Here is a 22551-nt window from a genome sequence, read left to right on the forward strand (position 1 = left end):
CTGTCACTCGGCTATACGAGCCCCGCTGGTGGCGCCCGCCCCGGTGGTGCACAGGGCGACCGGAGTCGGAAAAGAGCCCCTCGTCCGGAGAACCGTCACGGCGGGCCAGCAGGGGCGGGCCCAGACGGACAACGGGGGGACCCATGCAGAGGATCGTGCCGGCCGAGGACATGCACGTGATCCGGGTGGCGCTGGAGCCGTGCCCAGCGACCACTTGGCCCGCCCCGCAGGCAACCAGGAGGAAATCTCGGTGCTCCGGCTCGCCGAGTGGATCCGGGAGCTCACCGGCTCCACCTCCGGCATCGTGCACGTGCCGCGCCCCACGGACGACCCGTCGGTCCGTCGGCTGCACACCGCCAAGGCTCACGAAGAGCTCGGCTGGACGGCCCGGTTCACGACGGAACGCGGACTGACCGCGACGATCGACTGGTTCCGCACCCGGTCGGCCGCCCCCTGGAGGACCTGCAGCTCGCCGGTGCAGAGGAAATGTAGAACCCCAATGTAGAACCCTCTGGCACCGTTCGGCCCAGGAGCGACCGGATCGGGAGCGGGCATGGTGCATCGGGTGTCGACGGCCGTGGGGAGCCGGCGGTCACACGCTCACCCAGCCCTTGCTGGTGGCGAGCACGCCCGCCTCGAAGCGGCTGCGCGCCCCGAGCCGCTGCATCAGATCGGCCGTGACGCGCCGTACCGTCCGCACGGACACGCCCGGTTGCCGGGCGACGGCCTCGTCCGTCAGCCCCTCCGTCAGCAGATCGAGCACGGCCCGCTCCGGCGCGGTCAGGGGGTTTCCGGTGACGGCCGAGGCATCGGCCGCGCTCTCGCCGAGCGGCTTCGCCTGCTGCCAGGTCTGCTCGAACAGCGCGAGCAGCGCGGTCAGCGCCCCGGTGCCCTCCAGCACCAGCGCCCCCATGTCCGCCGCAGCCGGGTCCATCGGCACGATCGCCCTGCTGCGGTCGTAGATGAGCATGCGAAGCGGCAGCCGGGGCAGCGTGCGCACCAGGCCCCCGCGCTCCCCCAGCCAGGCCACGTACTCCCTGGTCGCAGGGGAGTTGCGACAGCTGTTGAGGAAGATGTACCGAAGGCGAACCCCCCGGTCGCTGGTCGAGGTGTCCAGCGGCCGGGCGGCCTCCAGATGCTCCTCGCTCTGGCCCCCGCCCGGGACGAACGCCGCTATCTCGCGGCTACAGGTCCCGGCCAGATGCTCGATCTTGGACTGGATCTGTTCCATGGACCGCAGCTTCTGCACCTCCGTGACGTCCTGCCCGCCGCTGGCGCGGATGTCGGCGAGCATCCCGGCCCCCGCGATCCGACTCGCCCTGATCTGGCGCTCCCGCTCCAGGAGTTCGGTCTCCTGACTGGCGAGCAGCGACGTCAGACCCAGCTCCGGGTCGACGGGACGGCCCGTGCCGCCGTCCGGCGAAGGCCGTACGAGCGACAGGGCGGCCAGCCGGTCCAAGGCCGATCGCGCACGTTCCTCGGGCCATCCCAGGGCCTCCGCAAGGCCGGAAACAGTCCCCGGCCCGCCCTTGAGCATGACGCGGTAGACCGCTTCCTCATCCGGGCCGATCCCCAATCGGCCGAGCATGGTTCCCCTCCCCCAGGGCGGCGGTGGGTCATACCGCACATCACTTCCGCGCCCGTGGATGCGGCCGCATACTCTACGCGATGGCCGAAACAGGACGGCGGCGTTTGCGGCCTCGGGGACACGGTTGTTACTCCCGGTGCGGACCCCGGAAACACGGGCACCGCGGTGTCCGGGGAGAAGGCCCGGGCCGGTGCGGCGGGGCGGTCGTGCACCTCGTGGACGGCCGGCTGGAGTCCGCCACCCACCTCTCCCCGGCCGACGTGCGGACCCTGCTGTCGAAGGCGGGCTGTCCGGGCGAAGTGGGGCACATCTACGTACAGCCGCCGCCGCCCGTCGCGGCACTGCCCTGGGGCACGGCTCCGTCCCTTGATGTCGTGCTCTTCCTCTCCCACGTCACGCTGACCGAGTCGGAACGGGCCGCCGACACGGTGCTGAAGCGCTGCAGGGCCGGCGGCCTGCGGTTCAGAGGGCTCTCGGCGATGCCGCTGCCCCTGCTGGTGGAACTGCTCGGTGTGGAGGGCTGACCACGGCCGACCGGCCGTGGTGCGGGAGCGGGAGCCGCGGTCCCCGGGCCGGTGCCCCTTCCGGTCGGGTGCCGCTGTCGGCCGGGAGCCACCCTGGCCCGGAGACGTGTCCGAGCCCGCGGACGTGTCCTCGTCCTGCCATTGCAGGTCCCTGACACGAGAAACCTCTGGGCAAGGCTCCCGGCTCCGAGCAGGGTGGTCTCACCCCGACAGAGCGCCGATCGACGGGAACGGCGCCCGGAACCGGCCGGCGTACCCGGATCACTCTGCTCAGCCGATGCGGCCAGGGGAACCATGCAGACCTTCCTCAGCACCACGTACATGACGGCGTTCGCGGCGACCGGGCTCGCCGCCGTCCTCCTGGGGGCCGGAACGGTGACCGGGACGGTCGTCGCCGCGGGCGACGGGACCCACGAGGCGCCCTCGGGGCAGGGGGCCACGGCCGTGGCCGGCGGCTCCCACGGCAAGCCCGGCGACGCGGCGAAGGACGGCAACACATGGTGACCGTGACCGCCGTGGCACCGTCGGAGACCCTGCATCTGAACCTACCCGGACGGGCAGGTCCATCTCGATCTGCGCGGCTCGGGCCCCGCGCCGCTGGACACGGCGGACGCGCTCGGCGAACTGCTGCGGCTGCCGGGCGTTCCGGAGTCCGGATCCCCGGCACATTCGACGAGTCCGTCCGCGCCTGGCGCACCCGTACCGCGGACGGACGTCTGCTGCTGGTGCTCGACGACGCGGCCGACGAACGCCGGCTGCGACCGCTGCTTCCCGTGACCGACCGGTGCGCGGTGCTCATCACCAGCCGCTCGGGGCTGTACGCGCTCGAAGGAGTGAGCCGTACGGTACTGGCGCCGCTCTCGGCGTCCGAGTCGTGCTTCCTCTTCGAGAAGCCGGCGGGCCGATCCCGCACGGGTGCCGACCCGCCGCCGCGGCCGCCGTCGTCGACGCCTGCGCCGGGCTGCCGCTCGCCCTGCGCGTCGCCGGCTCCAAGGTCGCGGCCCGGCCGCACTGGCCGTTGTCCCGGCACGCCGAACGGCTCACCGCCCCGGACCGGACGCTGGCCGAACCGGCTTTCGCCGACCTGTCGTTGCCCGACCGCCTCAGGGAGGCGTACCACCGGCTCGAGCCCTCCCGCCCGCCTCGCCCTGCGGTTCCACTCGGCGCTGGGCCCGCAGCCGGTGACGGCCGGCACGGCCGCCCGCGCCCTGGGGACCGGTACCGAGGAGGCCGAGGAACTGCTCGCCGACCTGGCCGCCGCCCACTGGGCGGACGTGGTCCGCGGGCCCGGCGGACACGCGTACCGGCTGCACCCGCTGGTCAGGCTCTTCGCCGGCGGCATGCTGGCGGAGGAGGAAGGCGCCGTCCCTCGAGTGTTGCCGGTGCGCACCTCCTGAGCACTGACCAGAACGGGCGACACGGCCTGACGGCCGGCCCGGAAAGCCCCGGAACCACCCCGAGACCCGAGAGACGAGGCAGGTCCACTCATGCCGAGCCCTTCCGGCTTCAGCTACGAAGCCCGCGCCGACGGCACCATCGTCATCACCCACCGCCGGCGGAAGGCCGCGACACTGCGCGGCGACCGCGCCGCGAGGTTCGCCGAGGAGGTGGAGTCCGGCGACGCCCAGGAGGTGATGGCGCGCTGGACGGGCTCGTACAAGTTCGGCAACGAGCGCACCGCCCGCAACCACCCGAGGAACCAGGGGCGCCGCGCCTGAACCCGGCCCGGGGTCGGACGGCGCCCCACGAGAGACAACAGAATGGAATCCGTTGATGACTGGCGCGCGTCCCGCGGAATCGCTGTCTTCGGCGCCGGCTACATCGGCCTGGTCACCGGAGCGTGCCTCGCGGAACTGGGTCACCGTGTAGTCGTACGCGACATCCGGCCCGAGCGGATCGGACTGCTGGACTCCGGCGAAATGCCCTTCTTCGAACCGGGTCTCGGCGACCTGATCATCCGGAACAAGGACCGGCTGGCCTTCACGCTGGACGTGCACGAGGCCGTGAGCGACGCCGAAGCGGTCTTCGTCTGCGTGGACACCCCGCCGACCGCCTCGGGAGACGCCGACCTCTCCCGCGTGTGGGCGGTCGTCGACGCCCTGCGTGACACCTCGCATCTCCTCGCCGTCGTTGTCGTCGTCGTCGTCGTCGTCGAGGGCACGGTGCCGGTCGGTACCGGTGCGCGGGTACGGGCCGCCCTCGACGAGCGGGGGCTGGGGCATGTGGGATACGCGTCGACCGGAACCCCGAGTTCACCGCGGAGGGCAGGGCGGTCGAGGACTTCCTGCGCCCCGACCACGTGGTGATCGGCGCCTCGGACGACACCGTGGCCACGTGGGGGGGCGGGTCTCTACGAAGTACTGGACTCGCCGGTCGAGCTGATGGGCGTCGCCTCGGCCGAGATGGTCAAACTCGCCTCCAACGCCTTGCTCGCCACGAGGACCACCTTCATCAACGAGATCGCGACCGTCTGCGAGGCGACCGGCGCGGACATCGGGCACGTGTCACGCGCGGTGGGCCTGGACCACCGCCTGGGGCCCCACTTCCTGAACGCGGGCCTCGGCTACGGCGGCTCGTGCTCCCGAAGGACTCCCGCGCGCTGCGTGCCATGACCAGCAACTCCGGCTACCCCTTCCAACCCCTCAACGCGGTCATCCACGTGAACGAGCTCCAGCCGAGGCGGGCCATCCAGCGGCTCAAGGCCGAGTTCGACGGCCTGAAGGGCCGCCGGATCGCGCTGCTGGGCATGGCCTTCAAGCCCGGTACGGACGACATGCGCGAGGCCCCGAGCGCGATCATCGCCTCCGCCTCCTCGCCGAGGGCGCCACCGTCACCTGCTGGGACCCGATGGCGCCGCACACCGACGACCGGTGGGAACCGTGGTCGTCGACCACCCGCCGACCGGACCCCCTCGGCGCGATGACCGACGCGGACGCGGCGATCCTGGTCACCGAGTGGCCCGAACTGACGGACGTCGACCGGCCGACCGCCGCCCGTCTGATGCGGAACCCTCTGCTCCTGGACGGCCGCAACCTGCTCGACCCCGCCGCCCTTCTCTCGGCGGGCTCCACGCACATGGCTGTGGGGCGCGCCACGCGGCGCCCCCCCGGTGAGGAACACGGCAGGCGGGGGCTCGTGTCACGCCACATGCCACTGGTGCGCCCGACCACCCCGCCACTCGACCCAGTTCGGGTCGTCGAGGAGGTCCCAGGCGTCCGGGAGGCCCGCCCGGCGTAGGAACTCGATCACGTCCCTGTCGTCGTGCGCGAGCCCGAGTATCTTCCCGCGCACGGTCACCCGCCGCCCGCCGGACGGGGACGGCCGGTGCACGACGATCGGCGGGGCCACGCCTCCAGGGTGCGCCGCTCCGGCCGTGATCGCAGCCGGTCGCGGCCGGCGGGCGGCCCCCACCGGACCGCGGGGTGTCTACTCCCCCGGTCGCCCGGGCGGCCGGGGGACGCCGAGGCTGCCCCACGGCGCGCACACCTCGCACATCAGCAGCTCCGGGAACTCCTCCAGGGCGATCACGACGTGCTCCTTGTCCAGGTAGCCGAGCTGCGTCCGGTACAGACCGCAGTTGCCCCGGTGCAGCATGGGCTGGGCACCCTCCACCCGAGCGGGCTGCAGTTTCCACGACATCTCGATCCGGGCGACGTCACGGCGCCTCCGGTCTTCCTCCTCCTCGCGCTTCAGCTCGTCGAGGGTGCGCTCGGTCTGCCGCAACTGGTAGGCGAGCCAGTCGCGCAGGCCCTCGTTGAGTCTGATCCGCTCGGAGCGCGACAGGTCGGACATGGGTTCCTGCCCCGCTCACGCCGCGGCGGAGCTCACCGGCGGCGCGGCGCCGGAGTCGTCCCCGGCCGGGTCGCGCGCCGTGCCGCCCTCTCCGGACCCGGCTCCGCCGGACTTGTGCGCGGTGCCGTTCCCGTCCTCGTGCACGGTGCCGTTCCCGTCCTCGGCGTGCTTGAGCGCCATACGGGCCTTCACCACGTCCGGTGCTTCGAGGGCCGCCCAGTACGGGTGGGTCGACACCTCGATCGACAGCGTCAGCACGAGCTCACGCAGCCGGGCCTCCTCGGCCCTCTGCTCCTCGCTCCACCCGGGGCTCTCCGGGAACTCGCGGCGGTAGCTGGAGTAGTGCCCCTCTTCCCCCGTCCATCCTTCGGCGGGCTCCACGGACCACGGCAGCTCCCGGCACAGCGCCCGGTACGCGGAACGGGCCCGGTGAAGGCGCAGCTGAGCGTCGCGCAACTCGTCGGGGAAGTCATAATCGGCCACGGCTAGAATGATACGCCTGTTCGAATATCTGACGGGAGGGTACAGCGGGCGATGCCGGACGCGGCGACCCCCTCGCCACCCGCGGACGGCGACGGTCCGCATCCACGGGGAACCGGCGGAAACGTCCGGAACCGATCGGGAGCCCCGCTCCGCGACCGGGTTGACGCAGCGGCGACGTGACACCTGCCGGCGGAAACGTCCGGGAGCGAGCACCCCGCCCTCTCGTGACTTCCCTGCCCGCCTTCGCGTCAAGGCCCCCCGGGCACGCACACCCTCTACAAGCTCGACACCAACGCCAACGGCACCTGGTCCTCCGCCAAGGCCGACAAACAACTGGCCGTCAAGAAGGTCACGTTCTCCCGGGCCACCCAGGCCCCGGCGGACATGCGGCGACGCATCCAGGGGCGCGGCATCTACTACCGGATCAGCGCAGGCGCGTACACCGGCTGGTGGGTCGGCGAGTACTACCCCAAGGCGTTCCTCCGCGGCGAGTACCTGACCACCGTCTACCACCCGCAGCGCACCCTCACCTTCCCCGCCGACAAGAACGTCACCTGCTTCAGGTTCGGCACCGACGGCGCCGTCGGCAGCACCAGGACCGTCAGGTTCGCCAAACCGTCCAACGCCCCCTTCGACCGCCGCGCCATCGTCAACGGCCGACCCATGTGCAAGATCACAGCGGGAGCGCTCACCGGCTACTGGGTCTGGGCCGGCGACGTCCTCACCGACGGACGCTGAACGACACCGATCGACGAGATCCACAAGAGCGGCGCCGCCCCCGGCAGGCTCGTCCTCGGCGTCCGAACGCCGATGTACGCGTGCCGCTCCAGGACGACGACACCGTCGGCGTCCTGGAGCGGAAGCACTACCGGCCCAGGAAGAGCCGCAGGTGCTCGCCGGTGTGCGAATGCGGTGCGCGCGCGAGGTCGGCCGGGGTGCCGGTGAAGATGACCTCGCCGCCGGTGTTGCCGCCCTCGGGGCCGAGGTCGATGACCCAGTCGGCCTGGGAGATCACGGCCAGGTCGTGCTCGATGACGATCACGGTGTTGCCCCGGTCGACGATCCGGTTCAACAGGCCGACCAGATTGTCGATGTCGGACAGGTGCAGTCCGGTGGTCGGCTCGTCGAGGATGTGGACGGTGCCCGAGCCGGAGAGCCGGTCGGCGAGTTTCAGCCGCTGTCGCTCGCCGCCCGAGAGCGTGGCGAGCGACTGTCCGAGGCCGAGGTAGCCGATACCGGTCTCGATCAGGGCGGCCGCCTTGGTACGCAGCGGTCCGTAGGGGAAGAACTCCGCCGCGTCCTCGGCGGACATCTCCAGGACGTCCGCGATGTTCTTGCCGCCCACCCGGTGCCGCAGCACGGCCTCCTTGAAGCGGCGACCCTCACAGACCTCGCAGTGCGTGGTGACCGGGTCCATGTAGGCGACCTCGGTGACGAGCAGGCCGCGGCCCTCGCACTCCTCGCACGCGCCTTTGGAATTGAAGCTGAAGAGACTGGGATCCTCGCCGCTGGCCTTGGCGAAAAGCTTGCGGATGGCATCCATCAGCTTCAGGTAGCTCGCCGGTGTGGAGCGCGAGGAGCGCGGGATGGGCGACTGGTCGACGAAGACGGCACCGGTGTGCTGGGCCCGGAAGGCACGGGCGATCAGGGAGCTCTTGCCCGCGCCGGCCACTCCGGTGACCGCGGTGAGGACGCCGACGGGGATCTCGGTGGAGACGTTCTTGAGGTTGTTCACGCCGGCGTCGCGGACCGGCAGCGTCCGGTCGTACCGGCGGGGGTCGTCCTTGAGACCGCCGGCGCGCCGCAGACCCTGCCCGGTCAGCGTGGCGGCCGCGCGCAGATCCTGGTAGCCGCCCTCGAAGACGATCGTGCCGCCGTGGACGCCGGCCCGGGGGCCGATCTCGACGACGTGGTCGGCGACCGCCATGACGTCGGGGTCGTGCTCCACGACGAGGACCGTGTTGCCCTTGTCGCGCAGGGCGCGCAGCAGGTCGTTCAGCCGGTTGACGTCGCGGGGATGCAGTCCGACGCTGGGCTCGTCGAAGATGTAGGTCAGTCCGGTCAGTTCACTGCCGAGGTGGTTGACGAGCTTGAGCCGCTGGCCCTCGCCGCCGGAGAGCGTGGAGGTCGCGCGGTCGAGGGTGAGGTAGCCCAGGCCGATGGACTGGATCTGCCCCAGCGTCTCCAGGACGGTGATCACGAGCGGGGTCTCGAGTCGTTTTCGCAGTGCGGCGACCACGCCTATGAGGTCGCCGACCTGCATCCGGCTCCAGTCGGCGATGTTGCGGCCGTCGATCCGGGTGGCGAGCGCCTTCTGGTTGAGCCGGGCGCCGTCGCAGGTGGGGCAGACACCCTCGGTGAAGAACTCGGCCGCCTTGTCCCGGGCGGCCTTGCTCATGCCGTTGGAGTCCCGTTTGAGATGGCGGCGGACGAAACTGTCGACCAGACCCTCGTACTTGAGCGCCGGCACGTTGCCGTTGGGGTAGGTCACCTCGACCGTCCCGCCGCTGCCGTACAGCAGGGTGTGCATCTCCGCGTCGGTGTAGTCGGCGAGCTTCTTGTCGGCGTCCAGGCGCTCGTACTTGGCGTAGAACTGCCGGTTGGCACTGTCCGCGGTGTAGCCGGGCAGGAGGATGGCGCCGTCGGCGACCGACCTGCCGAGGTCGATCATCAGCTCGGGGCTGGGGCGCCTGGCACGGCCGAGGCCCTCGCACTCGGGACACATGCCCTTGGGGTCGTTGAAGGAGTAGAGCCAGGTCTGACCGAGGCCGCCGTTGCCGTGGTTGGCGAACAGGACGCGCATCACCGTGTAGACGTCGGTGACCGTGCCAACGGTGGAGCGGGCGTTGCCTCCGAGGGGGCGCTGGTCGACCACGACCGGGGTGGTCAGCCGGGTGACGGCGTCCACGTGGGGTCGTTCGAACTTGGGCAGGTCGTGTCGGATGTTCCACGGGAAGGTGGCGTTGAGCTGCCGCTGGGCCTCCACCGCGACGGTGTCGAAGACCAGGGAGGACTTTCCGGAGCCGGAAACGCCGACGAAGACGCTGATGCGGTTCTTGGGAATGACGAGGGAGACATCCTTGAGGTTCTCGCGGGCACCGACGACCTGAATGCCCTCGTCGGTTTCGGTTACCGGCGTCTGGTTCACCGATCATCCTCTCTGCGGGGTGTGACTCGTCGAACTCACTGCAGGTGCGCGTGGACGGCCCGCAGCAGGGCGGGTCCAGGGGTCGACCGTGGGACCGAGTCGGTCCACGGGCTCACCGGCGGACGAGACGAGGAACTTCTCGAAGTTCCAGCGCATGTCCCCGGCACGGCCCTCCGCGCGGCGAAGGGGGTCAGGGCGGTGTGGAGCGGGTGGCGGTCGGGCCGTTGACGGCGATCTTCTCGGCGAGGGGGAACGAGATGTCCTGGCGGGCGCAGAAACCGGCGATCTCCTCGAGGTGCCCGGCTCCTGCTCGCCGAACTGGTTGCACGGCACTCCGATGACGACGAGCCCGTCCTCGCGATGGTGGCGGGCGAGCGTCTGGAGACCGGAGTAGTGGCCTGCGAGGGCGCAGTGAGAGGCGACGTTGACGATGAGCAGGCAATGGCAGCCGGTGCCGGGCCGACAGATCGGTGCGGCCGACCAGTTCGATGAAGGCGATGTCGAACAGGGCCATGCCGTGCACGGGTTCACCCGGTCCGGACGCACTCGATGTCGCGTCGCGGTGCGCTCGTGCGCCGCTGACGGATCGTCGGCCGGGGGTGGGGGCGGGGTGCGCCCCGAGGGGACGGGGTGTGAGCCGACGTGGGGGCGGGGGAGGCCGGCCCACACCCCGGACGGGGGCGTCCGCCTACCGGCTCAGGGCCCGGTACTTGCGGACGGCGAGGGGGAAGAACAGCAGGAGGATCGCGAGCGGCCAGACGAAGGACATGAGCATCGCATGCTCGGCGATCCACGACGTGCCACCGACCCCGGGGTTGCCGAACAGCTCACGGATGGCGTGGGCGGTGGACGACAGCGGGTTCCACGCGGCGATCGGCGCGAGCCAGGCGGGCATCATCTCCGGTGACGCGAAGGTGTTGGCGACGATACCGAGCGGGAACAGCAGGGTGTAGACGGCGGAGGCCGCCTCGGGGGTGCTGATGATCAGGCCGAGGTAGATGCCGACCCACAGGAGGGCGAAGCGCAGCAGCAGCAGCGCGAATCCGCCCAGCGCCTGTGCGAATCCGTCGTGCCGGCTCCAGCCGGCGATGGCACCGCAGCCCACGAGGATCGCCAGGACCACGGTGCTGTAGAGCATGTTGACGATGGACTGCCCGATGACGACGGAGGCGGCGGACACGGGCATGGAGCGGAACCGGTCGGTGACTCCCTTGGATGCGTCGGCGGTGACCCCGGCCATGGTCTCGCCGATGCCGAACGCCATCGACATGACGAACATGCCGGGCATCAGGAACTCCATGTAGTCCCCGCCGCCCTCGATCTGCATCCCACTGCCGAAGATGCCGCCGAACAGCAGCACCATGAGGATCGGGAAGGCGAGGCCGGCCAGGATCTGCGTGGGGTTGCGGACCCAGTGGGCCAGTCCGCGGAGCGTGAGGGTCCAGGAGTCCGCCAGAACCCAGCCCAGCTTGACCACGGGGTTCGTGGGCACTTCGGGGGTGGTGATCGCGGTCATGACCGGGCGACCCCCTTGAGGCTCGGCTCGGCGGACGTGGCCGTCCCGTTCCCGGTCAGGCTCAGGAACACCTCGTCGAGGGTGGGCCTGCGCAGGGCGATGTCCTCCGCCTCGATGCCCGCGTCGTGGAGCGATCGGGTGACGCTGGTCAGGGCGGCGACCCGGTCCTCGACGACGACGCTGAGGCGCCGGTTGTCGGCGTCGGCCTCGGGTTCGGACCGCAGCAGCGGGCCGATCAGGCGGACGGCGGGTTCGAGGTCGTGTGCCCGGCGGAGTACGACGTCGATCCGGTCGCCGCCGATCCTGCTCTTGAGTTGGTCCGGGGTGCCGGTCTCGACCACCCCTCCGTTGTCGATCAGGGCGATCCGGTCGGCCAGTTGGTCGGCCTCGTCGAGGTGCTGGGTCGTCAACAGGACGGTCCGGCCCTCGGCGACCAGGCCGCGGACGGACTCCCAGACGTCGCTGCGGCCCCGCGGGTCCAGCCCGGTGGTGGGCTCGTCGAGGAACAGCACGGACGGCGCCAGGATGAGACTGGCGGCGAGGTCCAGGCGCCGGCGCATACCGCCGGAGTACTGCTTGGCCGGCTTCCCGGCCGCCTCCGCCAGGCCGAAGCGCTCCAGCAGCTCATCCGCCCGGCGCCGCGCCTTGTGCTTGCCGATGTGGCATAAGCGCCCGAACATCACGAGGTTCTGGCGACCACTCAGATCCTCGTCCACCGCGGCGTGCTGCCCGAGGAGCCCGATGTTGTAGCGGGGAGCCCGGAGCTGATATTCAAGTTTTAGTACGCCGCCCCGCGGGCTCTTCACGCACCTCCCAGTGGTCGCGATGGGCGGCGTACCAGTCGACCGTCTCGCGCAGCCCGTCCCGAAGGAACCAGCCGGTTCGTAGCCCAGTTCCCGGCGGATCTTCGTGTCGTCCACCGCGCACCGGAAGTCGTGTCCCCTGCGGTCCGCGACCCGTTGCACGACATCCCAGTCGCGCCCGCAGAGGGGAGCAGGCGGCCGGCCGTCTCCAGGTCGGACAGGTGGGTGCCGCCGTCGATGTTGCAGATCGGTGCCGACGATGCCGACGCCCCTGGCGGTGCCTCGCGTCGTCGGACACGCAGGCCCGCCGACCGGTGCGCGGGGCGGCCGCGGCAGCGAACTGCCGGGCCCGGTTCGGGCCCTGACCGACGGCGTGGACCTCGGACAGCGACGGCAGCGCACGGTGCAGAACGAGCAGGCAGGACCAGGCCGGATCGCCGACGCCGAACAGACCGGGGGAGCGGGGGCAGGCGGGGCCAGGTAGCGGGCTGCGAGTCCGGAGGGGATGGCGCGGCGCCAGTTGTCGAGGGCCCCCGCGCCGGCGATGCCGAGGAGGAATCCGTCGTCGGCGAGGAGCAGTTCCACCGTCGCGTCGGGCAGGGAGACGGAAGGGGCGAGGTGCGGGGCGAAGCATCGGCCGAAGGGGCCGGGGGCCTGGAGTCAGCCGGCAGCGTGTGACGGGAAGCGTGAAGAGGCTCTCGGGACCGAAGACCGGTCCGTGACCGAGGAGCAGTCGCTGGACGTCGAAGAACCGCTCCTCCATGAAGGCCACGTCGTCGAAGACGCCGTCCGCGTCTTGCGAGGTCAGCATGATCGGCGCGGCGGTCGTCCTCTTGGGACGGGCATCATGGATACACAAACTTGAGTTTCACGGGGTTCACGGCCTGATCCACCGAATCCCGATCAACGGCCGGAAGCCGTCCCCGTCAGGAGACCTGCTGCTCACCGGCCATGACGTAGGCACCCGCCTCGAGACGCTCGATCAGCTCCCTCGTCCAGGCGGCCTGACTTGCGGCGCTGTGCTCCCAGAGCCCGAGCAGCTCACGGATATGGGCTCGCTGCGGCAGCTCGCCCGCCGTCTCGTCGACCTTGGCGATCAGCTCCCCCTGCTCGGCCGAGAGCGACGCGATGCGTTCGTGCAGCAGCGCGATCGCCTCCGCGCGGCGCAGCGCGGGCAGCAGGACCAGCGCCGCCCCGAGCATGTCCGGACGGTTGTTCCCCTGCCGCAGGGCGTCACGCAGCAGCCGGAAGAACTCCTCCTCGCCCGGGGGCGCGATCTCATAGTCGACCCGGCCGGGCCAGTCGGGGATGTCGGTCGACTTCAGCAGCCCGTCCTTGGCCAATTGCCGCAGGGCGTGGTAGATCGAGCCGAACTTGATGTGCGCCCATTCGTCAGCACCCCAGGACAACAGCTCCGAGCGGACCAGATAGCCGTGCGCCCGGCCGTGCATCCGCACGACCCCCAGGACGAGCAATCTCGTGGCTGACATGGTCTCCCTGCTGCATCTCCTCACGACGCGGACCCGCACACGGCGACCCGTCGACCGGTCCTCGCCGGTTGATCCCCACGGTAGTACACGACCTGCTGTTCTCCACGGGGCGCGGGTGGGAACGGACAAGGGGCACCGCCACCGGTCCAGCGCCGCTGCAACGACTCTCAGCGAAGATCTCCGCGCGTGCCGTGGTCCGGTCGGGCCAACGGCGGTTGCCGATCTCTGCCTTGAATGGCCGTGGCCGGCGAGCTCACCGTCTGATCCACGCGCCACGGGCTGGAGGGCTGGGGATCAATGCCCCGGCCCTCTTCGCCTGCCCGGCCGGTCACGCCTCGTCGAGCAGGGTCAGATGCTCGGCGGTGAGCGAGATGTCCGCCGACGCCATGTTCGCCCGGAGGTGGGAAACGGAGGAGGTGCCCGGAATCGGCAGCAGGACCGGCGAGCGGTGCAGTTGGACGAATTCGACGCACTCCAGCCGCAGCCGGCGCAGACTCAGATCCGCCTGCTGACGCAGATGGTCGGGCCTGCCGAGCACCCGCCACTGATGAGGGCTCGGCCGAAGTAGACCGCGCGCATCGGTGAGGTGTCGATGAGCACACGGACGTCGCGATGATCGACGAAGTTCTCGAAGCAGTGGCCGCCGCTGCGGACCGCGATCCGCTTCCCGTCCGCCACGGCGTCCGTGACGACCCGGGCGATCTGCCGCGGCGTGTGGACCACGTGCACGACGTCGAGGTCGCGGCGAAGCGGGCGTTGAAGCCCCTGGCGACCGACTTCCGTACCGGGGGCCGGAGGCACCGACGGCGATGACGGGTGGCTCGGGCACGCATACGGTCCCCTGCCTCCCGGCGGCCCCTGCCGGTGCCGCGACGGCACCCGTGGCGGCGACCGCGGCACCCACGCCGGTCGCTGTCAGAAACCCGCGGCGACTGACTCGGCCCACGACACAACACCCGGTCCTTCGATGATGAGACAGCGAGTGGGTGGAAAGGCGCGATGACACGTCCCCCTCGCGGCACGGCTCCCTTGCCGTGCGCACGGGTCCCGGCGAACCGAGCCCCGACCGACGCGCACTCCCCCGAGCTCGCCGCCGCCTCTCCATCGGAGGCGTCGGACATCGTCACGCTCGTGCCGGCCCCTGGGGCTCCAGCACGATGACGGGGATCTTCCGATCGGTCTTCTTCCGATAGCTCTTGTACTGCGGAAATATCGCGGTCATCGCCTCCCACAGGCGCGCCCGCTCCTCCCCCTCCGCCTCCCTGGCGACCGCCTCGAACACCTCGGCGGCCACTTGCACCCGTACCCGGGGCTCCGCCAGTAGGTTCAGATACCAGTGGGGGTGGTGATCGGATCCGCCGTTGGATCCGACGATGACGCAGTTCCCCTGGTCCTCCCCGTAGATCAGCCCGGTACGCCGCAGAGACCCGGACTTACGTCCCCGGGTGGTCAGCAGCAACGTGGGCTTGCCGTACCAGATGTGCCCGCTCTCGCCGTCGCTCGCCAAGTACCGACGTACATGCGTTGCGACCCAGCCGGTGGGGCTGTCGAGTACCCCGTCCTGTTCCTCCATGCACTCTCTCCGTCCGCCGGGAGGCACACCGTACCACCCGGTACTCCAATTTGAGTATCACTCCCTTCACCATCAACATCGTTGATGGCGAAGGGAGTTGTAGGCTCAGTGAGCAAGGTGTGGCCGCCCTGACGGACGCGCCAAGAGCATGCGGCGAGAAGTCCGCGCCACGCAACGCGTTCCGGGTGCCGGCCCCCGGCTCTCGAGCGCTTCTCGAGGCGGGCTCGACCGTCCGCAACGCGAGAAGCCGGTGGGGTGCGGGCGACAACCCGCGCCCCACCGGCGCTGATCCGGCCGATGGCCATCCGCAGGCTCCCCCCTCGGTAAGCGCTCCGCCGAGGCGCCCACGAAACCGGTCCGCCTCCAGCGGAAGGTGCGAGGAGCCCGTACCCGGCTTGAGTGCCAAGGGCGCCGAAAGACCCCGTTGAAAGTGCATCCCCAGTACTTGCTGGAGATAACCGCCTCCTTTCACATTCACCACCTCTTCGGGCAGCTCGGACTACCCGTTTCGGCTTCCGTCCCCGTGAGCCGTCATCTCATAGGCAACAGGAAAACGGAAGGAACACGAAGCCGGCCCGGCAGTTATTGATCCGAACTGGTTTGGGTCCTGGGTCGTTGGTCAGGGGCCGTTGCGTGATCACGTTCCGTCCGGATTGCCGCGCTGGCCCTGACTTGGAGGGGACGTGCCGGTTCGGGCAGGGGTGGACGCAGTGCAGGCACGGCCTCGGTGATCATGTGAGTGTCGAAGTCCCATGATCACTTGGCGAGTCCGTGCCTGCTTTTTCATCTTCTCCTATGCCCACCGCGCTGGCCCAACTGGGCCGCACTTCCGCGCCGGTCCCGCTGGCGGACGCGATTGCTCTGTCCGACTTCCTGAACCTGGTGCCCGACCCGCGCGGCGTTCGCGGCCGCCGCTACCGACTGACTGCTCTGGTCACGGCGGCCGCGGCAAGTGTCATGGCCGGCGCCCGCTCACTCACCGCGATCACGGAATGGATCAGCGACGCCCCTGCGTGGGCCTGCCGGGCTCTCGGGTTCCCTGTCGATCCGCTGACCGGCACCGTGTCCGTCCCGCACCCCCACACCTTGCGCCGCCTCCTCGTCCAGCTCGACGGTGACGCCCTGGACCGGGCCATCGGGGCCTTCCTCTCCGCCCGCGCCGCCCCAGCCGGCCCCGAACTGCGGGCGATCGCCGTCGACGGCAAGGCCCTGCGCGGCTCACGCACCGCCACCACCACGCACGTCACCCTGCTCGCCGCGATGAACCACAGCGGCCACGTCCTGGCCCAGCGTCAAGTCGCCGACAAGAGCAACGAGATCCCCGCCTTCCAGCCCCTGCTGTCCACCATCGATCTGACCGGCACGGTCATCACCACCGATGCCCTGCACACCCAGCACGCCCATGGCGCGTACCTGCGTGAGCGCGGTGCCCACTACATCGCCCAGGTCAAGGCCAACCACCCAGGCCTGTTCGACCGTGTCCGCCGCCTGCCCTGGCGCGAGATCACGCTCGACCACTACGACCGCACCCGAGCCCATCACCGCCTGGAGATCCGGCGGCTGAAGACGGCCGCCTTCGCCCACCTCGACTACCCCGACGCTCGCCAGGCCCTCCAAGTCGTGCGCTGGAGGAAGGACTTCACCAGCGGGAAGCTCACCATCGAGCGCGTCTACCTGATCACCAGTCTGCCGCCCGGCGCGGTCACCGGCACCCAGCTCGCCGCCTGAATCAGGGGACACTGGAAGATCGAGAACCTTCTGCACCACGTCCGCGACCGCACCTTCCGCGAGGACGACTCCAAGATCCACGTCGGCCGTCTCCCGCGCATCATGGCCGGCCTGCGCAACCTCGCCATCGGCGTCCACCGCCAGGACGGCCACGTCAACATCGCCGCCGCCCTACGCCGCACCGCCCGCGACTACCAAAGGCCCCTGGCCGCCCTCGGCCTCACCGGATGAATACGGACAGATCTCGATCAGGCAAGGGACCCTGGGTCGTTGGTGGGGTGTGAGCGATCTGGTGGGGGACGCGCGGCATCTGTCGCCGTCGGCGCAGGAGGTCCTTCGGCCGTGTTCTTGCGTGGCAGGTCCGCCAGCAGGCCCAGCACCAACCGGCCGGCCCGCAGCCGGGGTTCGACCCGCGCGAACCGGCCCGCAATGCGGCCCATGGCCACCATGAACGCCTCACGCCAACGCGCGGGACCTATGCGGTGACCTGCGGCCACCGTCTCAACGTCGGTCCCCACAACTCACGGTGATCAACGGTGGTCGCACCCCTTCGGTGTCTCCTGTCAGTCCCGGACGAGACAGAACGGGTGTCCTGCGGGATCCGCGAAGATGCGCCAACTCCGCTTGCCGTCACCCCCGTCGAGCAGGGTGGCGCCCCGATTGATGACATCCTCCTGGGCTTGGTCCAGGTCCTTGACCCTCAGGTCGAGGTGGAGCTGCTGGGGGTGAGCAGGGTCCGGCCACCGCGCCGGCTGATGGTCTTCCACGCGCTGGAAGGCCAGCACGAACCCACCGTCCGTGTGGAGCGTCGCCCAGCCGTCGCCGAGCGACCACCGCGGATCCGGCTGGTTCACTACGCCGCCGAGAAGCAACTGGTAGAACCGGGACAGCTCAGCGACATCGGCACAGTCCAACACCACACACTGCAGTTTGGCGATCATGAAGGGCAGCGTCTCACGACGCCTGATCACGATCTACAGCTGGAGCAAGAACCCAGTCGCGCCTCCTGGGCCGGCATCAGACGCCGCTGACGCTCGTTCAGATGCGTCAAGACGACCTGGACCCGCAGCGCAAGCTGATCCAGAACGTCGGCGGCGAAGCTCATACCAGGTCAACGCTCTTGTCCTATGAAAGCAACGGGTTGATTCTCTACGGCTTCATCTGCTGAGGAACAGCTTCCGGCACGCGGCCCGTCAGGACTGGGACAAGATCGCCAAGGCGCTCAGGCCCGTCTACCCGGCCCCGGACGAGGCCGCCGCGACCGAGCGGTTCAGAGAGTTCCAGGAAGCCTGGGGCAAGAAGTACCCGGCGGTCATCCGGCTCTGGGAGAACGCCTGGGCCGAGTTCGTGCCCTTCCTCTCCTTCGACGTGGAGATCCGCAAGGTGATCTGCTCGACGAAAGCGATCGAGTCCGTCAACGCCCGCATCCGCAAGGCCGTCCGGACCCGCGGACACTTCCCCAACGAAGCCGCAGCCCTCAAGTGTGTCTACATGGCGCTGATGAGCCTGAACCCGACCGGCAAGGGACGACGCCGCTGGACGATGCGCTGGAATGCACCGCTGAACGCGTTCCAGATCGCCTTCGAAGGCCGCCTCACCCCCACCACCAGCCGCTGACCCTCAACAACCGAGATCAGCCGTTGACTGGACGCCGGCACCCCCAAGCACCCCGGCGACCTCGTCCTGTACACCGACGGCCTCCACGAGCCTCACGACGAGGACATCAACAACGGCACCTCGCCGCAGCCTGCTGAACCGCCGCCACGTCAGCCACGGCGCACGCGACGACATCGCCCGGCGCCTCGGGGCCGCTGGCTTGCCGGCCCCGAGACACCGTCGTTCAGCGTCCGGCGGAGTTGCCGAGGCGCTTGATCTTTTCGAATGGGTAGGCCCCTACGGTCACCACGACCAAGCCGTAGAGCGCGAAGGCCACGAGTCCCCAGGTGGAGACCGACTTGCCGCCGTCACTCAGGATGACGCTACCGATCGGCACCAGCGGAGCAAAGCTCAGCGCGGCGGCCCCGGTGCACCAGAACGCCACCAAGCCGTTGGCCTGCTTCCGCAGGGCGGGATCGGACTTCACCTCTTCGGGGACCTCGTACCCGTCGGATCTGTCGCAGGCCTTGCCCCGATAGCCGACACGGGCCGCCAGGAGACTGACCACGCCCAGCAGGAGAAAGCAGCCGAAGATGAAGATGTAGGCCATGCCTGCCCCACTCGTCGTTGGCTAGCGGATGTACTTGATGATGAAGGCGATCGTCATGTTGATGGCCTTGTTCTTGACCCAGCCCGGCAGAAACTTCCAGACGACACCGCCGATCTCGCCGCCGAGGCAGCCGATGACGGCGTTCCGGACGTAGGTCTTCTTGCTTGATGCCTTGCCGGCCGCGATGTCACTGAGCACCGAGGTCGGAATGCTGGCAAGCGCCCCCTTCGCACACCATGCCGCAGCGCCGATGGCGGCCGCGGCGATCGGGAAGGCGAAGCCACGGGACTTCATGCCCTTCTCGATCTCGGCGAGAGCCTCAGGGCCCATCTCCTTCTCGATGAACTCGCGCTGCTCCGGAGTCAGCGCCGGAGCCTTCGATTCAGCCCCGACAGTCACCGTGCCGGTCGTCCCCCGCCCGGCGTCGGCAGCCGTGGCAGCGGGAGCCACGGTGACGAGCAGAGCGCCGCTGGTGAAAGCGGCGATCCCGGCCAGCGATATGCGGCGCATCGTGGTTTTGCGCATCGTTGATTCAATCCCCAATGGTCGACACCCCGCCTCCAGGTCAGGGAGACGGGCCTGTGGCGATCACCCTCAGCACCGGGAAGATGATCACGGACACAGACCCTGACATATCGCAAAGGGGAGGTAAAGAACGATCTTGCATGACAAGGCTCACAGGCGCCGATCGGAACCCCGCGACCTCATTCGGCATCCCCCGAGGACCGACCGAGACGCAGGATCAACGCACCCGGAAGGGCGCGTTCATGACGGCTGGTGCGCCCAGGCACGCTTGACGTGGCGAGCGCGACGGCACCTGGTCGCCGGCTCACCTTGCCGGAGGCCCGTCCTGGGTGCGGCGGTCCACGACGAAGGCGACCGATAAGCCGATCAAGACTGCCCACAGCAACACACCGGCACTACCCAACAACCGGGCGAAGCAGACGTAACGGCCAGCTCCTCGACACCCACACGGAGCAGCAGCATGGCGACAACCATCAAAGCGGGCAGGAGCGGCTGGAGGATCTGGTCGACCGCACGCCGCTGGCGAACCTGATCGCTGCGAACGCTGAGACCGTCGACCGGATCGATGCCCTGAACACGCTGCGGGAGAAGGACCAGTCGGCCCCGATTCCGGGCCCCACTGAGACCACGACTGAGACCGCCGACACCCGTACGACTCGCTCCCTGCGCCGCCGTCGCATCCGCCGAACGAGAAAACCCCAGGTCGGATTGGATCCGACCTGGGGTTTCAGTGGAGCCGCCTTCGGGATTCGAACCCGAGACCTACGCATTACGAGCTCAAGATCGTTCATGATGGGGGGGGTTCCAGTCGGTACCGGTGAGTGTCGAAACGTGCAGGTCAGAAGGCTTCACTGCACGTTCGAGTGTCAGCCGGTGCCGACCACTCCAGAGCAGTCCGGCCACACGGTGGCCACACAACGGGCGCACGCCACAGGCCCCTTGACCTCTCCATTCGGAAAGGATTCGCAGGACAGCGGCTCCCTTCGGGAAGCCGCTGTTCTGCTCCCGGGCTCATCTGTCGTAGACCCAGTAGACGAAGAACATGGCGATGACGAGGCCCAGGATCATGCGCGTGATCATGTACCTCGCCGCACCCGAGATCATGTGCGCAAGTACGCGCCACACAGCAACCCCCCTCACATGGCCGACCGCGAGCCTACTGCCGGTCACGGTTCACGTGGGGACCGGCTAGTACTGCAACCGCATGTGTGGGTCGTGGCCTCGGTGTCGGTAATGGCAGCGGCGGGCTCGGGCCTGGCTGCGGCGCCGGAAGTGTGACCAGCGCAGACGGTGCTCGTTGCTGTGGCAGCGGGGCGTGACGACGACGTGCCCGATCAACCGGCGGATCTCCGGGACGCTCAGGGGGGTATGAGGTCTCGCTCGTCATCTCCGCTGCCCCTTTTGAGGCTTCTTGCGCGCGGATGGCTGTGAGGTAGGCGAGGACGGCCATGGCCAGGGTGACGTGCCGGTACCAGGCCCGGTAGAGCCGGACCTGGTAGTGGTCGAGCCCGCACTCGCCTTTGGCGATCTGGAAGCACTCCTCCACCGCCCACCTCGCCCCAGCGGTCCTGACCAGGTCTTTCAACCGGGAAGCGACGGGACCGTAGCAGACGTAATAGGCGAGGTCGCCGGGGTTGGCCAGGCTGCGGCGGGCGAGCACCCAGTGCCCGTACCCGCCCTCCCAGGACGGCCGGACGGCGACGCGGGCCCAGTGGTAGATCCGCGGGCCATGGGCTCCGGCTCCGGCCGAGATCCGCTTCCACGCCTGCTTCGGCAGGGCCGCGATCAGAGCGTCGACGCGGGCGTCCTGGCCGTCGGCGGTGATCACGGTGTCGTTGACCTTGGTGGCCAGCACATAGGCGGCCCGCCGCTCTTCGAGCCAGGCGCGGAAGTGCTTGACCTGTCCGTATGCCTCGTCCGCGGTCACCCAGGCGAAGGGAACACGGGCGTCGATGGCGCGTTGCTGCATCCACTTGAGGTGCTCGATCTTCGTGGCGAACGGCACTGTGTCGTCGATCCCGGCCGCCCGGCAACGGTCCCGGTCGTCCGTCCAGGACTTCGGAACGTAGAGTTCCCGGTCGATCAGCGCCCGCCCTTTGGCGGATGCGTAGGCGAGGAACGTGCCGATCTGGCAGTTCTCGGTGCGGCCGGGGGCTTGTAGCTGAATAACTGTCAGAGTTGATCTGTGCAGGTGTCCTCGTGTGACGGTAGGCGCGCTTGTAGTTGGGCGAGGGTCCGGGCTGGGGTTCCTGGTAGTGGAGTGACCACAACGCGGTGCAGGTCCAGGAGGCGGTGGCCGTCTTGGAACTGGTTGGACAGGTTGGTGCGGGTGACGTTCAGGAGCTGGGCCAGAAGTGTGCTGTTAGCGGCTCTGCGGCGGCGTAACAGGGCTGTCAGCAGGCGGTGGTGGTCGAGGCTGCTGGTCTGCGGGTGGAGGTAGCTGCGCGGGCGGTGGAAGCGTCGTTGGAATGCCGCCTCGGCCAGGGCGTCCCAGTACGGTTCCGAAGTGGCGACCAGGTGGTCGAAGGCGGAGCGTGACGTGCCGGTCAGGGCCGGGTCGGTGAGCATCGTGGTCAGGGCGGGATCGATCCGCTGTCGGCTGGGGGCCGGCTCGAGGAGCCGGGGTGCGACCGGTGCCAGGGTGTAGTTCCAGTCCCCGTGGAAGGCGTGGGGTGTGATCGGCAGAGCTTGGAACTCGGCGGGTGAGACTGTGGTGCCCAGGTTGTATCGGCCGGTGTCGAGTTCGGCTCCGATTCTGAGCCCGGTGCGAGTGGTCGTGGCGGCGATCGTCTCGATGACGACCTCGTAGCTGGTCAGGGGCCTGCCGCGCCAGCTCGCGGTGATGTGGCAGAACATCCGATGCTCGATCTTGTTCCACTTCGATGTTCCGGGTGGGAAGTGACAGACCGTGATCTCGAGTCCGCTTTCCAGTGAAGTTTCCCCGTGATGCTGGACACTCGATGCTTACGCTGCGAGGGCGTGTTCTTGTTCGTGTCGCTGCCGGGTCTCCAGCGGGGTGAGGTAGCCCCAGACTGGATGCCTCCGCGGCCGCTTGCGGTTGTAGAAGGTCTCGATGAAGGTGAAGATCTCAGCGCGGGCGGTAATCCGGTCGGGCCAGCGGCGGGGGCCGATCTCCGCTTTCAGCAGCGCGAAGAAGCTCTCGGCGGCGGCATTG

The 22551-nt window shown here is 69.4% G+C and carries 28 protein-coding genes and 6 pseudogenes; 16 read left to right on the plus strand and 18 right to left on the minus strand.

Annotated elements, in window-relative coordinates:
• Positions 1–199 precede the first annotated feature (199 nt).
• Entirely contained in the window at positions 200–505 is a 306-nt protein-coding gene (locus QMZ92_RS17555; protein WP_283298324.1) for a Rossmann-fold NAD(P)-binding domain-containing protein, read from the plus strand.
• A gap of 87 nt (positions 506–592) precedes the next feature.
• On the opposite strand, the gene QMZ92_RS17560 is transcribed toward QMZ92_RS17555, so the two are convergent.
• A complete protein-coding gene (locus tag QMZ92_RS17560; RefSeq protein WP_283298325.1) occupies positions 593–1588 on the minus strand; it encodes a LuxR C-terminal-related transcriptional regulator in 996 nt (331 codons plus the stop codon).
• A 206-nt stretch (positions 1589–1794) separates the two neighbouring features.
• On the opposite strand from QMZ92_RS17560, the gene QMZ92_RS17565 reads away from it, so the two are divergent.
• From QMZ92_RS17565 to QMZ92_RS17605, 9 genes and pseudogenes are all read left to right on the plus strand, one after another.
• On the plus strand, positions 1795–2112 hold the full coding sequence (locus tag QMZ92_RS17565) for a hypothetical protein (protein ID WP_283298326.1): 318 nt from the start codon (positions 1795–1797) through the stop codon (positions 2110–2112).
• Positions 2113–2406: 294 nt separating this feature from the next.
• On the plus strand, positions 2407–2616 hold the full coding sequence (locus tag QMZ92_RS17570; protein WP_283298327.1) for a hypothetical protein: 210 nt from the start codon (positions 2407–2409) through the stop codon (positions 2614–2616).
• A gap of 677 nt (positions 2617–3293) precedes the next feature.
• Complete coding sequence (locus QMZ92_RS17575) at positions 3294–3509, plus strand: hypothetical protein (protein WP_283298328.1); 216 nt, start codon at positions 3294–3296, stop codon at positions 3507–3509.
• Positions 3510–3599: 90 nt separating this feature from the next.
• Positions 3600–3830, plus strand: coding sequence for a hypothetical protein (locus QMZ92_RS17580; RefSeq protein WP_283298329.1), 231 nt, complete (start codon positions 3600–3602; stop codon positions 3828–3830).
• Positions 3831–3872: 42 nt separating this feature from the next.
• Positions 3873–4256 (plus strand): annotated as a pseudogene (locus QMZ92_RS17585) (UDP-glucose 6-dehydrogenase); the annotation flags it as partial.
• Positions 4257–4339: 83 nt separating this feature from the next.
• Positions 4340–4390: pseudogene (locus QMZ92_RS36395) on the plus strand (hypothetical protein); the annotation flags it as partial.
• Between the two features lie 103 nt (positions 4391–4493).
• The gene (locus QMZ92_RS17595; protein WP_283298330.1) at positions 4494–4724 is read left to right on the plus strand and encodes a hypothetical protein; all 231 of its coding nucleotides are present in this window, start codon (positions 4494–4496) and stop codon (positions 4722–4724) included.
• Positions 4721–5035, plus strand: a complete 315-nt coding sequence (locus tag QMZ92_RS17600) for a hypothetical protein (protein WP_283298331.1) — start codon at positions 4721–4723, stop codon at positions 5033–5035. Before QMZ92_RS17595 ends, QMZ92_RS17600 begins: the two co-directional genes overlap by 4 nt.
• A complete protein-coding gene (locus tag QMZ92_RS17605; RefSeq protein WP_283298332.1) occupies positions 4960–5349 on the plus strand; it encodes a UDP binding domain-containing protein in 390 nt (129 codons plus the stop codon). Before QMZ92_RS17600 ends, QMZ92_RS17605 begins: the two co-directional genes overlap by 76 nt.
• On the opposite strand, the gene QMZ92_RS17610 is transcribed toward QMZ92_RS17605, so the two are convergent.
• The 3 genes from QMZ92_RS17610 to QMZ92_RS17620 all read right to left on the minus strand — a co-directional run bounded on the left by QMZ92_RS17610 (position 5251) and on the right by QMZ92_RS17620 (position 6387).
• The gene (locus QMZ92_RS17610) at positions 5251–5460 is read right to left on the minus strand and encodes a hypothetical protein (protein WP_283298333.1); all 210 of its coding nucleotides are present in this window, start codon (positions 5458–5460) and stop codon (positions 5251–5253) included. The two genes, QMZ92_RS17605 and QMZ92_RS17610, sit on opposite strands and share 99 nt — an antisense overlap.
• 78 nt (positions 5461–5538) lie before the next feature.
• Complete coding sequence (locus tag QMZ92_RS17615) at positions 5539–5904, minus strand: DUF6233 domain-containing protein (protein WP_283298334.1); 366 nt, start codon at positions 5902–5904, stop codon at positions 5539–5541.
• A 15-nt stretch (positions 5905–5919) separates the two neighbouring features.
• Positions 5920–6387 (minus strand): DUF8825 domain-containing protein, encoded by a 468-nt coding sequence (locus tag QMZ92_RS17620; RefSeq protein WP_283298335.1) that lies wholly within the window; start codon positions 6385–6387, stop codon positions 5920–5922.
• A 384-nt stretch (positions 6388–6771) separates the two neighbouring features.
• Between QMZ92_RS17620 and QMZ92_RS17625 the strand changes: the two genes are divergently transcribed.
• The gene (locus QMZ92_RS17625) at positions 6772–7125 is read left to right on the plus strand and encodes a hypothetical protein (protein WP_283298336.1); all 354 of its coding nucleotides are present in this window, start codon (positions 6772–6774) and stop codon (positions 7123–7125) included.
• 127 nt (positions 7126–7252) lie between these two features.
• Here the strand turns inward: QMZ92_RS17625 and QMZ92_RS17630 are convergent, their stop codons facing one another.
• The 7 genes and pseudogenes from QMZ92_RS17630 to QMZ92_RS17660 all read right to left on the minus strand — a co-directional run bounded on the left by QMZ92_RS17630 (position 7253) and on the right by QMZ92_RS17660 (position 13882).
• Positions 7253–9535, minus strand: a complete 2283-nt coding sequence (locus QMZ92_RS17630) for an ATP-binding cassette domain-containing protein (RefSeq protein ID WP_283298337.1) — start codon at positions 9533–9535, stop codon at positions 7253–7255.
• A gap of 190 nt (positions 9536–9725) precedes the next feature.
• A complete protein-coding gene (locus tag QMZ92_RS17635; protein ID WP_283298354.1) occupies positions 9726–9863 on the minus strand; it encodes a hypothetical protein in 138 nt (45 codons plus the stop codon).
• A gap of 23 nt (positions 9864–9886) precedes the next feature.
• Positions 9887–10204 (minus strand): annotated as a pseudogene (locus QMZ92_RS36040) (hypothetical protein); the annotation flags it as partial.
• Between the two features lie 19 nt (positions 10205–10223).
• Entirely contained in the window at positions 10224–11051 is an 828-nt protein-coding gene (locus QMZ92_RS17645; protein ID WP_283298338.1) for an ABC transporter permease, read from the minus strand.
• A complete protein-coding gene (locus QMZ92_RS17650) occupies positions 11048–11971 on the minus strand; it encodes an ATP-binding cassette domain-containing protein (RefSeq protein ID WP_502962080.1) in 924 nt (307 codons plus the stop codon). The genes QMZ92_RS17645 and QMZ92_RS17650 overlap by 4 nt, the downstream gene beginning before the upstream one ends.
• 809 nt (positions 11972–12780) lie before the next feature.
• Positions 12781–13344: a PadR family transcriptional regulator gene (locus tag QMZ92_RS17655; RefSeq protein ID WP_283298340.1), complete on the minus strand. Its 564-nt coding sequence runs from the start codon at positions 13342–13344 to the stop codon at positions 12781–12783.
• 328 nt (positions 13345–13672) lie between these two features.
• On the minus strand, positions 13673–13882 hold the full coding sequence (locus QMZ92_RS17660) for a hypothetical protein (protein WP_349307734.1): 210 nt from the start codon (positions 13880–13882) through the stop codon (positions 13673–13675).
• 74 nt (positions 13883–13956) lie between these two features.
• Here QMZ92_RS17660 and QMZ92_RS17665 point away from each other — a divergent pair, with 74 nt between their 5' ends.
• Positions 13957–14157, plus strand: a complete 201-nt coding sequence (locus QMZ92_RS17665; protein ID WP_283298355.1) for a hypothetical protein — start codon at positions 13957–13959, stop codon at positions 14155–14157.
• A gap of 310 nt (positions 14158–14467) precedes the next feature.
• On the opposite strand, the gene QMZ92_RS17670 is transcribed toward QMZ92_RS17665, so the two are convergent.
• Entirely contained in the window at positions 14468–14917 is a 450-nt protein-coding gene (locus QMZ92_RS17670; RefSeq protein WP_283298341.1) for a nitroreductase family deazaflavin-dependent oxidoreductase, read from the minus strand.
• A gap of 795 nt (positions 14918–15712) precedes the next feature.
• Between QMZ92_RS17670 and QMZ92_RS17675 the strand changes: the two genes are divergently transcribed.
• Both QMZ92_RS17675 and QMZ92_RS17680 read left to right on the plus strand, forming a co-directional pair.
• Positions 15713–16645, plus strand: coding sequence for an ISAs1 family transposase (locus QMZ92_RS17675; RefSeq protein WP_283298342.1), 933 nt, complete (start codon positions 15713–15715; stop codon positions 16643–16645).
• A 102-nt stretch (positions 16646–16747) separates the two neighbouring features.
• Complete coding sequence (locus tag QMZ92_RS17680) at positions 16748–16876, plus strand: hypothetical protein (RefSeq protein WP_283298343.1); 129 nt, start codon at positions 16748–16750, stop codon at positions 16874–16876.
• 332 nt (positions 16877–17208) lie between these two features.
• Here the strand turns inward: QMZ92_RS17680 and QMZ92_RS17685 are convergent, their stop codons facing one another.
• Positions 17209–17586, minus strand: coding sequence for a VOC family protein (locus QMZ92_RS17685; RefSeq protein ID WP_283298344.1), 378 nt, complete (start codon positions 17584–17586; stop codon positions 17209–17211).
• A 101-nt stretch (positions 17587–17687) separates the two neighbouring features.
• Here QMZ92_RS17685 and QMZ92_RS17690 point away from each other — a divergent pair, with 101 nt between their 5' ends.
• Together QMZ92_RS17690 and QMZ92_RS17695 are read left to right on the plus strand one after the other, a co-directional pair.
• Positions 17688–17813: a hypothetical protein gene (locus QMZ92_RS17690; RefSeq protein WP_283298356.1), complete on the plus strand. Its 126-nt coding sequence runs from the start codon at positions 17688–17690 to the stop codon at positions 17811–17813.
• Positions 17801–18262, plus strand: a pseudogene (locus QMZ92_RS17695) (transposase); the annotation flags it as partial. The gene QMZ92_RS17690 and the pseudogene QMZ92_RS17695, both read left to right, overlap by 13 nt.
• 223 nt (positions 18263–18485) lie before the next feature.
• On the opposite strand, the gene QMZ92_RS17700 reads toward QMZ92_RS17695, so the two are convergent.
• The 5 genes and pseudogenes from QMZ92_RS17700 to QMZ92_RS17715 form a co-directional block, all read right to left on the minus strand.
• Complete coding sequence (locus QMZ92_RS17700) at positions 18486–18851, minus strand: hypothetical protein (RefSeq protein ID WP_283298345.1); 366 nt, start codon at positions 18849–18851, stop codon at positions 18486–18488.
• 21 nt (positions 18852–18872) lie between these two features.
• Complete coding sequence (locus tag QMZ92_RS17705) at positions 18873–19376, minus strand: hypothetical protein (RefSeq protein WP_283298346.1); 504 nt, start codon at positions 19374–19376, stop codon at positions 18873–18875.
• Between the two features lie 1334 nt (positions 19377–20710).
• Positions 20711–21525, minus strand: a pseudogene (locus QMZ92_RS36045) (IS701 family transposase); the annotation flags it as partial.
• A gap of 3 nt (positions 21526–21528) precedes the next feature.
• Positions 21529–22304: pseudogene (locus tag QMZ92_RS36400) on the minus strand (ISAzo13-like element transposase-related protein); the annotation flags it as partial.
• 36 nt (positions 22305–22340) lie between these two features.
• Positions 22341–22551 (minus strand): IS3 family transposase (locus QMZ92_RS17715; protein WP_283298347.1); only part of this gene is annotated, 211 nt, incomplete at its 5' end.

This window comes from Streptomyces sp. HNM0645, from assembly GCF_030056615.1.
GTDB classification, from domain to species: domain Bacteria; phylum Actinomycetota; class Actinomycetes; order Streptomycetales; family Streptomycetaceae; genus Streptomyces; species Streptomyces marianii.